At 66.2% G+C, this 13,099-nt stretch carries 12 protein-coding genes and 1 pseudogene; 2 read left to right on the top strand and 11 right to left on the bottom strand.

Annotation, left to right across the window (positions count from 1 at the left end; genetic code table 11):
* Positions 1–28: 28 nt before the first annotated feature.
* The 3 genes from AC3EGR_RS05530 to AC3EGR_RS05520 all read right to left on the bottom strand — a co-directional run bounded on the left by AC3EGR_RS05530 (position 29) and on the right by AC3EGR_RS05520 (position 3,144).
* Positions 29–694: a methionine ABC transporter permease gene (locus AC3EGR_RS05530; protein WP_488545451.1), complete on the bottom strand. Its 666-nt coding sequence runs from the start codon at positions 692–694 to the stop codon at positions 29–31.
* Entirely contained in the window at positions 684–1,715 is a 1,032-nt protein-coding gene (locus tag AC3EGR_RS05525; RefSeq protein ID WP_488545450.1) for a methionine ABC transporter ATP-binding protein, read from the bottom strand. The genes AC3EGR_RS05530 and AC3EGR_RS05525 overlap by 11 nt, the downstream gene beginning before the upstream one ends.
* Before the next feature lie 340 nt (positions 1,716–2,055).
* Entirely contained in the window at positions 2,056–3,144 is a 1,089-nt protein-coding gene (locus AC3EGR_RS05520; protein WP_488545449.1) for a hypothetical protein, read from the bottom strand.
* Positions 3,145–3,275: 131 nt separating this feature from the next.
* On the opposite strand from AC3EGR_RS05520, the gene AC3EGR_RS05515 reads away from it, so the two are divergent.
* A complete protein-coding gene (locus AC3EGR_RS05515) occupies positions 3,276–4,196 on the top strand; it encodes a nuclease-related domain-containing protein (RefSeq protein WP_488545448.1) in 921 nt (306 codons plus the stop codon).
* A 14-nt stretch (positions 4,197–4,210) separates the two neighbouring features.
* Here the strand turns inward: AC3EGR_RS05515 and AC3EGR_RS05510 are convergent, their stop codons facing one another.
* Together AC3EGR_RS05510 and AC3EGR_RS05505 are read right to left on the bottom strand one after the other, a co-directional pair.
* Positions 4,211–4,993, bottom strand: a complete 783-nt coding sequence (locus AC3EGR_RS05510) for an NYN domain-containing protein (RefSeq protein WP_488545447.1) — start codon at positions 4,991–4,993, stop codon at positions 4,211–4,213.
* A 243-nt stretch (positions 4,994–5,236) separates the two neighbouring features.
* A complete protein-coding gene (locus AC3EGR_RS05505; RefSeq protein WP_488545446.1) occupies positions 5,237–5,584 on the bottom strand; it encodes a DUF2200 domain-containing protein in 348 nt (115 codons plus the stop codon).
* A 61-nt stretch (positions 5,585–5,645) separates the two neighbouring features.
* Between AC3EGR_RS05505 and AC3EGR_RS05500 the strand changes: the two genes are divergently transcribed.
* Positions 5,646–6,641, top strand: coding sequence for a Bug family tripartite tricarboxylate transporter substrate binding protein (locus AC3EGR_RS05500; protein ID WP_488545445.1), 996 nt, complete (start codon positions 5,646–5,648; stop codon positions 6,639–6,641).
* Positions 6,642–6,691: 50 nt separating this feature from the next.
* Here the strand turns inward: AC3EGR_RS05500 and AC3EGR_RS05495 are convergent, their stop codons facing one another.
* The 6 genes and pseudogenes from AC3EGR_RS05495 to AC3EGR_RS05470 form a co-directional block, all read right to left on the bottom strand.
* A complete protein-coding gene (locus AC3EGR_RS05495) occupies positions 6,692–7,318 on the bottom strand; it encodes a 3'-5' exonuclease (protein WP_488545444.1) in 627 nt (208 codons plus the stop codon).
* A 28-nt stretch (positions 7,319–7,346) separates the two neighbouring features.
* Positions 7,347–9,161, bottom strand: a pseudogene (locus AC3EGR_RS05490) (DEAD/DEAH box helicase).
* Between the two features lie 192 nt (positions 9,162–9,353).
* Entirely contained in the window at positions 9,354–10,403 is a 1,050-nt protein-coding gene (locus AC3EGR_RS05485; RefSeq protein WP_488545443.1) for an ABC transporter permease, read from the bottom strand.
* Complete coding sequence (locus AC3EGR_RS05480) at positions 10,400–11,140, bottom strand: ATP-binding cassette domain-containing protein (RefSeq protein ID WP_488545442.1); 741 nt, start codon at positions 11,138–11,140, stop codon at positions 10,400–10,402. The genes AC3EGR_RS05485 and AC3EGR_RS05480 overlap by 4 nt, the downstream gene beginning before the upstream one ends.
* Positions 11,141–11,147: 7 nt before the next feature.
* On the bottom strand, positions 11,148–12,146 hold the full coding sequence (locus AC3EGR_RS05475) for a sugar-binding protein (protein ID WP_488545441.1): 999 nt from the start codon (positions 12,144–12,146) through the stop codon (positions 11,148–11,150).
* 126 nt (positions 12,147–12,272) lie between these two features.
* On the bottom strand, positions 12,273–13,025 hold the full coding sequence (locus AC3EGR_RS05470; protein WP_488545440.1) for a DUF2182 domain-containing protein: 753 nt from the start codon (positions 13,023–13,025) through the stop codon (positions 12,273–12,275).
* Positions 13,026–13,099 lie beyond the last annotated feature (74 nt).

The following is a 13,099-nucleotide window of genomic DNA, read 5'->3' as shown; positions in this document are numbered from 1 at the left end:
TTGGATGAAGAACGAGGTGGAAGAGGGCTTACTTGTGGCTCAGGCGGCGCACCGCCCAGTCGCCCAGGCTCTGCACGGCCTGCACGAAGAGGATCAGCACCACCACGACGGCCAGCATCACTTCCGGCAGGAAGCGCTGGTAGCCGTAGCGGATGCCCAGGTCGCCCAGGCCGCCGCCGCCGATGGCGCCGGCCATCGCGGAGTAGCCGGTGAGGCTGACCAGGGTGATGGTGAAGCCGGCCACAATGCCGGGCAGCGCCTCGGGCAGCAGCACCTTGAAGACGATCTGCGAAGTGCTCGCGCCCATCGCCTGCGCCGCTTCGATCAGGCCGTGGTCCACTTCGCGCAGCGACGTCTCCACCAGCCGCGCAATGAAGGGCGCGGCGGCCAGCGTGAGGGGCACCACCGCGGCGGCCGTGCCGATCGACGAGCCCGTGATGAAGCGCGTGAACGGGATGATCGCCACCAGCAGGATGATGAAGGGCGTGGAGCGCACGGCGTTGACGATGCCGCCCACCACCCGGTTGACGCCCGTGTTCTGCAGCACGCCGCCGCGGTCGGTGAGGCGCAGCAGCACGCCCAGCGGGATGCCGATCAGCGAGCCGGCGAGGCCGGAGATGCCGACCATGACCAGCGTCTCCCACAGCGAGCTGGCGAACAGATCCAGCATGGCGGGGGTGAAGTTATCCCACATGGGCCACCTCCTCCACCACCACGCCGGCGCCGCGCAGCTGCGCGATCGATGCGTTCAGATTGTCGCGGGCGCCGCGGGCGAACACCGCCAGCGACGCGAAGGGCTGGCCCTGCACCTCGTCGACCTGGCCGTGCACGATGCTCAGCTCGATGCCGTGGTCGCGGATCACGTCGGACAGCAGCGGCCGGTCGGCGTCGCCGCCGGAGAAGGCCAGGCGCAGCAGCTGGCCGTCGCCGGCGGGCTGCGCGCTCATGAGGTTGCGGATGCGCGCCAGCACGCTCTCGGGCAGCGCCTGCGGCACGATCTCCTCGATCAGGCTGCGGGTGGTGGCGTGCTGCGGCCGGGTGAAGACGTCGATCACCGGGCCTTGTTCCACGATGCGGCCGGCGTCGATGACGGCCACGCGGTCGGCCACCTGCTTGATCACCTGCATCTGGTGCGTGATCAGCACGATGGTGAGACCGAACTCGCGGTTGATCTCCTTGAGGAGGCCGAGGATGGAGCGCGTGGTCTCCGGGTCGAGCGCGGAGGTCGCCTCGTCGGACAGCAGCACCTTGGGCCGATTGGCCAGCGCGCGGGCGATGCCCACGCGTTGCTTCTGGCCGCCGCTGATCTGCGACGGGTAGCGGTCGCCCATCGCGGCCAGGCCGACCAGGTCCAGCAGTTCGGCGACGCGACGGCGGATCTCCGTCGGCGCCACGCCCGCCAGCTCCAGGGGCAGGGCGACGTTCTGCGCCACGGTGCGCGAGGACAGCAGGTTGAAGTGCTGGAAGATGAGGCCGATCTCGCGCCGTGCCTCGCGCAGTTGCGGCTCGGTGAGGGCCGTGAGCTCGCGCCCGGCGACGATCACCTTGCCCGCCTTGGGCCGGTTGAGGAGGTTGATGGTGCGCACCAGGGAGCTCTTGCCGGCGCCGCTGCGGCCGATGATGCCGAAGACCTCGCCGGGAGCCACGTCCAGGTCGATGCCGCGCAGCGCCTCGTGCGTGCCGTACGACTGGGTGACGGCTTGGAGTTGGATCATGCTGACTGTGGTTTGGGCGGACGGGGCCGCCTGCGCCGCCTGGGGGCGGTGCGAAGGAAAGGGGAAGGGTGGGCCGGAGCGCGGGGGCGCTCAGGCGGGACATCGCGCGCTGGGGCGCATTCGCGAGGAGAAGAGAGCGGGGCTCATGCTGCGCATTGTGCCGGGAGGGGAGGGAAGGGGGAACGAATAAGAAGTTGGATGCTTATGCTACCGGGTCACGACGAGGTTTACTGCTCCCACCTGAGATCTAGGCAACGCAGCCTCAGACGGGTCGCGGAACTGAGCCGAGCGAGCGCGCGCGCGTTCCCACCGATTTGCTCATGAATGACTCCTGCAGGCCTCACTGCGCGGCGACGCAGACCACGGCGGCCTCCATCTCCTCGCGCCGTCGTTCCACCTGGCGCGAAAAGTCAGCGACGCTCAGATTTTTTGCGTCCAAGAACCTTAGATGTTCTCCAAACGCGTCCAACGCTGGACTCCTAGCCAGGATCGCTTTCACCGCAGGGAGAGCTGCTTTGGTGGCCTTGTCGCTCGGACCACGCGACGGCATCGCCAAGACACTCTTGGAAGCCTTCTGCCTGCGAAGTTCGTCCACCCAGTTCCAGCCATTGCGGGTCGACTGTGCGAAGTCCATGGTCGCTACCAGATCTGCGGTCGAACAGTCCTCGATGAACGCTTCTCCAAGCAGCCGATGGGGCGAGTCACCCAAGACGAACTGCTGGACGTGCTTTCTGGCAATCGCACGCCAGCGGTCTGCGTGACCGTCAAAGTCCGCGGCGGCGGCACCCAACATCCCCAGTTCGCTCAAGCACATCGCATGACCCATCGCTGCCAGGACGAAGGACTCGTTGAGCGGCAGGACTTCTTCAACTCGCTGGGCATCCGCGAACTGGCTGCCGTAGAAGTGAGCGGATCGCGAAAAATCCGTCTTTGCACCAATGAGCATGGCCTTTCTAGTCGCAACGTCTGCGGCATGTTCAGCGTGCCGCATGTTGTCCACTGCACCTTTCAGGACCGCAACGTTCTGGTCGTTGAGTAGCCGCTCGATGCGGGCAAGTTGGTCCTGGACCGCGCTCAATTTTCGACCGAGATAGATAGTGCCCGCTACGCTCGCGATCAACCCAATGCCCGAAATAACGGCGCCCGTGGCTGCGACCGTCAGGACGGACGAAACCATTTCGTGCACCTGTTGTACGTCCTGCGCGAGCGAGTAGACCTGGCCGCTTCCCACCAGCGACGCAAGGACGTTCAGCCCCGGAACCGCGCTCCTTATCAGGTCGGCAGGTCCGTTGGTGAGCAAGTGGGCAACGATTCTCCCGCCTGCGTCTCTCACCACGCCGCCATGCAGGCTATATGCCCCGGAAATCAGGCCTGCCACTGTTTGGACCGGGATTTCCCGAAGGACTGTCAGACCAATGCTTTCGAGCATGTTTGTCTCCTTGGAACCTTTCAGAGTATCGCAAGAATGGCGTTGCTGTTAGTACTCGCCGTAGCTATGAGCTCGCGCGTCAAGTTGATCGGCCGGCTAATATGGGCGGCAGGAAGTACAGGGAGTCCGCGTTGATCCTCAAGGAGCTGGACCCGTTCACGGGATCCGACAAGTTTGCCGTCGCCGGCCGCCGCGCCGAAGAACAGATGGCTCATTACCTGAAGCGCTTCTTTGGCGGCAGCCACGAGGTGGATGTCCTGAACTACCTGCGCATCGATCTACGGGGTGAGGTCGCCCAGATGGACCATTTGGTGCTCCATCCCTTCGGACTGATGATCGTGGAAAGCAAGAGCGTGGCGGGGAGCGTCCAGATCAAGGACGACGGCCAGTGGATCCGCTGGTTCAACAAGCAGCCGCAGGGCATGCGCTCGCCCGTGACACAGGCGCGCATGCAGGCGATGCTTCTGAGGGAACTGCTCGCTCGCACGGTGAAGCAAAAAGGCTTCTTCGACACGGTTGATTTCGACGTGCTGGTGGCCATTTCGGACTCGGGAACGATCCAATGGCCTTCGTCCGGCTCTCTTCCTGAAGTGTGCAAGGCGGACCAAGTGCCCGAAAGGATCCTGCAGAAGATGGCGCACGGGCGAGCTATCGGGGTGGAGACCCTGTCCCCAGAGCATCGGCGCGCGATCTCCGGCTTCCTGCGATCCATTCACCGCCCGTTGAATCAGGGACCGGCACCCGAAAACGCTCACCGCGACGAGCCGATCATTGCGCCCACACTCACCGGCGAAGAAACCGAGCCAGCGGCGCCGGGTGGTGAGGCAACATTGCCAGCAAAGGTCTGCAAGCACTGCAACGGGGCGGACCTGGAAGCCCAGTACGGCAAGTTCGGCTACTACTTCGTGTGCAAGGCGTGCGAGAAGAACACTGGGATCAAGTTCGCCTGCATCGCCTGCGGTGGCGAGGGGCGCATTCGAAAGCAGGGGAAGGACTTCTTTGCGGAGTGCAAGGCGTGCGACGCCTCGACGCTTTTTCACACCAACCAATGACCGACACCTCGGGCCTAGTTACCCGGCGCAGCCCTCGGCTCCCCGGCTTGGGCCTTCATGACGAACCAGTGACCTCCGACTTCCTGCTGCAGGCCAAGTAGGTCGTACGTCCTTACCATGCTCAGCAGCCCCGAATGTCCGTAGGCCTGCGGTGAGAAGGCAGGGTCGGTTCGCCTGAGATAGGAACCAAGGGCACTCAGCGTCACTTTGCCCTCCGATGCAGCCCCCGCAAGCAGGTCAACTGCTTCTACGACGAACTTCGGACGGCGCTGGACGGCAGACTTGACGGGTTCTGCGGCCTCCGTTTCGCGTTTGCTCCCGTTCTCCTTCCCCGATGGCAATCCTTCGACGCTTGTCGCCGAACCGTCGGCCGCCACCCACTCGAAGAATTGGTCACTGGCGTTGCGAAGTGCGTCCGGCGTCTTGTTTTCCCCAACGATGTACACCGTTGCTCCGCGCTCTCGGAGCTTCCTGCACAAGTAGGAAAAGTCGGAGTCGCTCGTGACCACGCAGAAGGTGTCCGCACGTTCGTCGAACATGGCTTCCATGGCGTCAAGCGCGAGCGCAATGTCCGACGTGTTCTTGCCAGGAGCATATTGATACTGCAGGCACGGCGTGAAGGCGAGCCGGACGAGGGCCGCCTGCCACTTGTTGGCTAACGTTTGATGATTGCCATATCCGCGACGGAGCACCACCCGGCCAAACTGCACAACAACGCGGAGTGCGTGTTCCGCCATTTCTGGCGGCACGTTGTCGCAATCCACCAAGACCGCGATGCGACCTTCTGCATCTGACATGCCCATCCTCCCCAAGTCAGAGCCATGCTAGATGGCGGGTCGATCGGTCGCCAGTTTCCTCGAAAGAATCTCAAGGGGAATGCTGCCTGGGCACAACAACCCGTCTTCGGAGGCAGGCGGGGAGATTTCTGAGCTGGCGCTGTAAGGGATAGGGTCCAGCCTTCGGCGCTCACCGTCAGCCTAGGAGGACCCGAACCCGCCGCAACCGTAGGTTGGCGGCGACCGCCGGCGCAGCCGCACCGATCAACGCAGGATCTTCTCCATCGCCTTCCCCTTGGCGAGTTCATCGACCAGCTTGTCCAGCCAGCGGATCTTCTGCATCAGCGGGTCTTCGACTTCCTCCACGCGCACACCGCAGACCACGCCCTTGATCAGCGAACTGTTCGGATGCAGGCTAGGGGCCTGCGCGAAGAAAGTCTCAAAGTCGTTACCCCGTTCGATCTGCTGCTGCAGCCCCGCCCGGTCATAGCCCGTCAGCCAGCAGATGACTTCGTCGACCTCTTCCTTCGTTCGGTTTTTACGCTCGGCTTTCTGCACGTACAGCGGATAGACCTTGGCAAATGCCGTCGCGAAGATTCGATGTCCGGCCATGGCGGAAATCGTATCAGCCGACCCGCCCTGCGACGCCAGCACCCGATGCGAAAATCCCTCGATGCGAATTCATTCCCTCCCTCGCCGCACACTCGCCCGTCTCGCCCTCGCCTGCGGCCTCGCCTTCACCCTCGGAGCCCCCGCCTACGCCGCTTGGCCCGACAAGCCCATCCGCCTGGTCGTGCCCTTCCCCACCGGCCAGGCCACCGACATCTTCGCGCGCGCGCTCGCCGAGCAACTGACCAAGAAGCTGGGCCAGCCGGTGATCGTCGACAACAAGGCGGGTGCGGGCAGCAACATCGGCAGCGAGTACGTGGTGCGCTCGGCGCCCGACGGCTACACGCTGCTGGTGGCGGGCAGCGCGATGGCGGTGAACCAGACGCTGTATTCCAAGGTCAGCTTCGATCCGACCAAGGACTTGGTCGGCATCTCGCTGATCGCCAAGGTGCCGCTCGTGTTCCTGGCGACGCCGGCGTCCGGCATCAAGACCATGAAGGACCTGGCCGCGCAGGCGAAGGCGCGGCCCGGCGCCGTGAACTACGCGAGCGCCGGCATCGGCGGCACGCAGCACCTGTCCGGCGAGTTGTTCAAGTCGATGGCGGGCCTGTACATCACGCACATCCCCTACCGCGGCAGCGGCCCGGCGCAGGCCGACTTCCTGGGCAACCAGGTGCCGCTGATGGTCGACTCGGTGACCGCGGCGCTGCCGCACATCCAGTCCGGCCGTGCGGTGCCACTGGCAGTGACGTCAGCCACGCGCTCGGCGCAACTGCCCAACGTGCCGACCGTGGCGGAGTCGGGCGTGCCCGGCGTCAAGGGCTTCGAGGCCGTGGGCTGGCTGGGCCTGATGGCGCCGCACGGCACGCCGCCCGAAATCGTCGCGCGGCTGCAGAAGGAGGTCAACGACATCCTGCGCAGCGACGAGATGGCGCGCTTCATCCGCGAGCGCGGCTCCGAGCCGGCGCCGACCACCGGCCCCGAGTTCGACCGCTTCGTCGCCGCGGAGATCCGCAAGTGGGGGCAGGTGGTGAAGATCTCGGGCGCGAAGGCGGAGTAAGCCGCCTTCCTGTTGTCTACAGGGCGATCACCAAGCGACGGGCAGGCCGCTCAGTTCGCGGCAGCTTCGAAGTACGCCTGGATCGCCTTCGGCACGGCCTTGCGCGGGGTGCGTTGCAGTTTCACCAGCAAGTCGTGCGGCGCGGCGTCCACCTCGTACTCGCGCTGGATGTCCTCGCGGATGCGCGAGAGCAATGCCGCGGCTACTTCGGCGTCGGCCATCGCGCGGTGGGCGCGGCCAGCCGGGGGCAGCGCATGGAAGGACGCGAGCGACTGCAGGCGGTAGCTGCCCGCCTGCGGGTACAGCCGGCGCGACAGCAGCATCGTGCAGGCGAATGCGTGGCGCTGGTCGGCGTCGGGGCCGAGCCGGGCCACTTCCGAGGACCAGAAGCGCTGGTCGAAGGAGGCATTGTGCGCAACGAGCGGTGCGCCCTGCACGAAGCGCAGCGCATCGGCCATCACGTCCGCGGCCGGCGGTGCCGTGCGGATCATCTCGTTGCTGATGCCGGTGTACTGCTCGATGAAGGCCGGGATGCGCACGCCGGCGTTCATCAGCGACTGGAAGCGGTCGACGACCTTGCCGTTCTCGGTCATGACGATGGCGACCTCGGTCGCGCGGTCCCCCATGGCCGGCGAGAGGCCGGTGGTCTCGAAGTCGATGACGCCAACTCGAGTCATGGGGCGCGCTCGGCGGGTTGTTGCATGGTCAGTCGGCCCTCGTCAGAACTTGACCAAAGCTTCGCGAACCACTGGCCGTGACAATCAACCGATGCGTCGCCCGCGTCGCAGCCACATAGAAGATCCGCGCTTCCTCCGCCGCATCTTCGTTTGCCTCCGGCATTTCGCCGACCGCAGGCAGCGCGACCACCGGAAACTCCAGCCCCTTGCTCGCATGCATCGTCATGATCTTGACGGTGTTCGCGAGGGGATCGTACTGCCCTGACTTCTGGCGCACCTGGTGCGGCACGTGCAGGCGCCCGAGTTCCCGCGCGCAGGCATGCATCAATTCGTGGCGGCGGCACAGGATGGCCATGTCGCCCCAAGCGTGGCCTTCGGAATGCGCATTGGTCAGCAACTCCGCCACCTTGCGCACCTCGTCGTGCAGCGTGGGCAGCTTGACGACGATCGGGGCCTGGCCATCACGTCCACAGGTGATCGGCTCCAGCAGCGGCGCGCCGTCGTCGTCCGCGGCATCGGGCGTGAGGACGTCCTTCGCCACCTTGTTGGCCAGCTCCAGGATCTGTCGCGTGTTGCGGTAATTGATCCTGAGAATGGTCGTGCGACCCTGGGCCTGGATTCCCAGGCTCTTGAAGCTGAACTTCTGCTTCTTTGTCTTCTCGTAGATGCTCTGGGCGCTGTCGTACAAGACGAGCAGACTGTTGGTCGTGGGGTCCACCATCTGCACGACCAGCTTGAACCACTCCGGATGGAAATCGTGTCCTTCGTCGATTAGCACGGCGCCGTACTGGCCGGACGGGATCTGGCTGCGCTCGACCCCGCGGATCACGTTGTCCACCATCTGGTCGAACATCTTCGGGCCTTGTGCCGGGATCGGCTGCCCGAAAGCCACCAGTTGCTGCCGGCACCACTTGTGGAAGTTGCGCACGTGCACCCGGTCGCGCAGGCCCTTGGCCGCCATCATGGCGTCCAACTTGACGGCAAGCGGCTCGTTGTAGCAAAGGACCAGGACGGGTTTGGTGACAGCGGCCTGGGCGAGTTGCTGCGCGCGATAGCCCAGGATCATGGTCTTGCCCGATCCTGCCACGCCGTGAATCACGCGGTGACCGTCGCCCAGGCTGCGCGCGAGCTGCTCCTGCTGGAGGTCCATCACACGCATGATGTCGGGAAGGTCCGTTTCCTCCGCCGCCGACTCCGCATCGAAAAGACCGGCTTGGTCCGCAACCCGAACCTCCGGGAACAGGATCCAGCGCACCCGATCCAGCTGCGGCAACGACAGGACCTTGCCGAAAGCGTGCGGGAACATGTTCCACAGCCGCTGCTGGAATTCTTCCGCGTCCGCCGTTTCCAACATCTCGTCCTGGCAGATGACCAGATGTGGCTCGATCGCTTCGCCCAAGCCCGCCGCCTCGAACTGTTTGCGCGTGATGCGGGTGAAGACGACGCCATAGCCCCAGGGGAAGAGCAGCTTTCCCTGGTGGGGTCCGTCGGCGTGAACGAGCTGCTTGTCGCGATCCAGCGCGTTGACAACCTGAATCGCACAGTGCCTGGCCTGCGTGAGCGGGTTGATGACCGTCTTCGGTGTGCCGTCGACCTGGATGTCGAAATACTGCTTGGTGGCCTAGACGATGGTTTCGAGCCGCCAGTCCTTGGTCTCCAGGATCAGCGCGCCCCGGCGCGGATGGATGACGATGAAATCGGGGTGCGTCTGCTTGGGACCGATCGGCACGTTGTGCCATAGCAGGTAGTCGGCATCGAGCTTTTCCTCGAGCCGCTCCGCCAACCGTCGCTCACCGGTCGAATCGAACCTGCATGCCCCGATCGCCGGGATCAATACCGCCAAGTCTCACCTCCGTAGCGGAGTCTAGCCAGAGCGGAAGCACGCACACCCCTCCCGGAGGATGGTGTGGTACTTACCGACTACTGCCCATCGCCAACATTCGCACGGTTGCGGCGGCAATGAGCGTCAGACCCTGCATCAACGCAATCCATCGCCACCGGGCCGTGGCTAACCGCCGAAAGGGGACCAGGCCGATCACTCGTTCGCGCCGCGTGAGCGCAGGCGGTCGAACAGCGCCGCCACGACGATGAAGCCGCCGACGAACGTCCCTTGCCAGAAGGTACTCACCCCCAGCAGGGTCAGGCTGTTGCGGATCACCTCGATCAACGCCGCCCCCACCACGGCGCCGAATGCAGTGCCCGCCCCGCCCGCCAGGTTCGCCCCGCCGATCACCGCCGCCGCGATCACGGTGAGTTCCATTCCTTGCCCCAGCCCCGTGGTGATCGTCCCCAGCCACCCCACCTCCAGGATCCCGGCGATCCCCGCGCACAGGCTGCAGAACATGTAGACGCTGACCTTGGTGCGCTTGACCGGCACCCCCGTCAGCACCGCGGCCCCCTCGTTGCCGCCGATGGCGAACAGGTGCCGGCCCCAGCGCGTCCAGCGGAACGCGAAGGCGGCGGCCACCGTCAGCGCCACCAGCACGATCACGGGATTGGGAATGCGCACCGTTCCGGCCAGCGGGATCGCCACGTCGGCGAAGCCGCCGCCCAGGGCCAGCAGCTTGGGCTGGTCCGGCCCGAACTCGTAGACCATGCGGTTGCCCGAGAGCACCATGGCCAGGCTGCGCGCGATGGACAGCATGCCCAGCGTGACCACGAAGGCCGGCACGCCCACGTACGCGATCAGCACGCCGTTGATCGCACCCACCAGCAGCGCGACGCCCAGCGCGAGCGGTACGGCCAGCCAGATCGACAGGCCGTCGTGCATGGTCATGCCGACCACCATGCCCGCCAGCACCAGCACCGCGCCCACCGACAGGTCGATGCCGCCGCCGACGATCACCGCCGTCATGCCGATCGCGATGATCGCCACGAAGGCGAAATTGCGCGTGACGTTGAACAGGTTCTGCTGCGTGGCGAACACGTCGCTGGCCAGCGTCAGCACCGCGAAGGCCACCACCGCGGCCAGCGTGACCCAGAAGGTCTGCTGGCTCGCGAGCCATGCCAGCCAGTGGCCGTGCGAGCGCGCCGCGATGGCGTCTTCCAGGCTGGCGGCAGCGGGGTCGTCGCGCACCGTGCTCATGCTGCCTCGATCGCGCCGGTGATCAGGCCCGTCACTTCTTCCGGCGTGCTCCGCGCCATCGGCTTGTCGGCCACCTTGCGGCCGCGCCGCAGCACCACGATGCGGTCGGCCACGGCGAAAACGTCGGGCATGCGGTGGCTGATCAGGACCACCGCGATGCCGTGCTCGCGCAGGCGCCGGATCAGCGAGAGCACTTCCTGCACCTGGCGCACGCTGATGGCGGCCGTGGGCTCGTCCATCAGCACGATCTTGGGGTCCGCCAGGCGCGTGCGCGCGATCGCCACCGCCTGGCGCTGGCCGCCGGACATGCGCCGCACCAGGTCGCGCGGGCGCGTCTCCGATTTCAGTTCGGCGAACAGTTCGCCGGCGCGCCGGTACATCGCGGCGTAGTCGAGGATGCGGAAGGGGCCGAGACCCTTGCGCAGCTCGCGCCCCAGGTACACGTTCTCGGCCGCCGTGAGGTTGTCGCACAGCGCGAGGTCCTGGTAGACGATCTCGATGCCCGCGGCGCGCGCATCGGAGGGCTTGCGGAAGGCGACGCCGCGGCCCTCCAGCGAGAGGCTGCCTTCGCTTTGCGGATAGTTGCCGGCGATGATGCGCACGAGGGTCGACTTGCCGGCGCCGTTGTCGCCCATCAGGCCGACCACTTCGCCGGCCTGCAGCGACAACGACACGCCGCTCAGCGCCTGGATGGCGCCGAAGTGCTTGGAGACGCCGCTCAGCTCGAGGACGGCCACGCCGCGGTCACTTGGCCGGGCACTTGCCGAGGTTGGCCGGCGTGCATTCGTCCAGGCCGGTGTACAGCGGGTCGCTCACCTTCTTCTTGTTGATCAGGTCGATCAGCACGCTTGGCGCGCGGTAGCCCATCTCGAAGGGACGCTGGCCGATCTGCGCGTGGCTGCGTCCGGACTTCAGCGCGTCCAGCTGCGGGGGCAGGGTGTCGCCGGCGACGATGATCAGCTCCTTGGTCTTCAGGCGCGGCATCACCTGGTCGGTCACCTGCGCATAGGCCTGTGGGCCGAACTGGGCCCAGCCGCCGACCAGGATGAAGGCATCGGCCTTGGGGTTCTTGGTGAACACGTCGGCCATCTGCTGGTTGGCCAGGTCGATCTGGTCGTTGGTGTACAGGGGGCAGCCCGCGATCTCGGTCCAGCCGCCCTCGCCACTGAGCTTGGCCACGCCCTTCTTGCCGGCGATCGTGTCGCGGAAGCCGGCGGCGCGCGCGTTGATGTTGTCGGCCGCCACGTTCCCGAGCTGCAGGCAGACCGTGCCGCCCTTGGGCTTGAGCGCCGTGAGGTGCTTGGCCATGAGCACGCCCATGTCGTAGTTGTTGGTGCCCAGGTAGGTGGTGCGCAGCGAGCGGTCGGCTGCCGCGAGGTCGGCGTCGATCGTCATGATCGGCATCTTGGGCTGCTTGTCCTTGAGCATCTTGGCCATCGCCGGCGCGTTGGACGGCGAGATGGCGATGCCGGCCACGCCCTTGTTGATCAGGTCCTCGACGATCTGGACCTCGCCCGCTTCGTCGGCGCTGGAGGCCGGGCCCGTGTACAGGCAGGTGTACTCGGACGTGGGGTTCTCCTTGTTCCACTTCGCGCAGCCGTCGCCGAGCACCGTGAAGAAGGGGTTGTCCAGGCCCTTGACGACGACGGCGAGGATCTTTTTCTGCTGCGCTGCCGAGGGCGCGGCAGCGAGAAGCGCGGCGAGCGCGATGCCCGCGATGCGGAGAAGCGTGTTCCTGGTCATGGCGGCCTCCTCGGCAATGGGCCAGCGCCGCTCCGCGCCGGCATGGCGCGGCGGCAGCCTGGGGGCAACCACTTTACGCAGGTAGCGCGAAAGTGTCGCTAGGGTGAGGGGCAATGGCCCGCCGGGTCATCCCATCCCGCCTGCCGCCACGAGCCTCGCCAATCCGGCGGCGATCAGCGCGATTCCCAGCACGGTCGCCACGCGGTCGCCCCAGGGGACCATCTTCTCGATCGCGACGCCCACCGCCAGCGCCGCGACCCATGCGATGTTCATCACGCCTCCGACGAACAGCAAGGCCATCAGCGCCCAGCAGCAGCCCACGCACATCAACCCGTGCCGCAGCCCCATGGCCCACGCGCCGGCCAGGCGCGGCCTCCACTCGCCGACCAGATAGGCGATGGGCGTGCGACACCGCCCCAGGCACACCCGCTTGACGGACGTGAACTGGAAGACACCGGCGATCAGCAGCAGCGCCGCGGTCAGCCCCGTGGAGGTGCTGACGATCATGGGATCCACCCAGTCCATCCACTGCAGCACCCACTGCAGCGCGGTCGCCAGTGCACTGAAGCCGGTCCACACGACCAGGTAGGCGGCCTCGAAGGCACGGGCGCGACCCTGCTCGCCCTGCTCGTCGTTCAGCCGCACGAAGGCAAGCAGCATGGGCAGCGCCGAGGGCAACATCATGGCGGCCATCATCACGGCCCACATCACGAAGATCGCCACCACGTTGGCCAGCGACCAGTCCGGGGCTCCCGGCATCGTGAGCTGCACCAGCGGGTGCCCCATGTCCAGCGCCATCCACGCCAGCAGCGCCCACGCGGCCAGGGCCGTCCCGAGGGGAACGGCGGCTGCGGCGAGGGGGCGTGCGGTGCTGTCCATGGTCGAGGACGATCCGCGTCTTGGCCGCGCCTGTCAACTCGACTTGAAACCCGGCCGCGGTCGACTATCCTGAG

The sequence above is a fragment of the Ramlibacter sp. G4-7 genome (assembly GCF_057784995.1).
The sequence above is the reverse complement of the archived record's forward strand: the minus strand, read 5'-3'. Positions and strand labels throughout refer to the sequence as shown.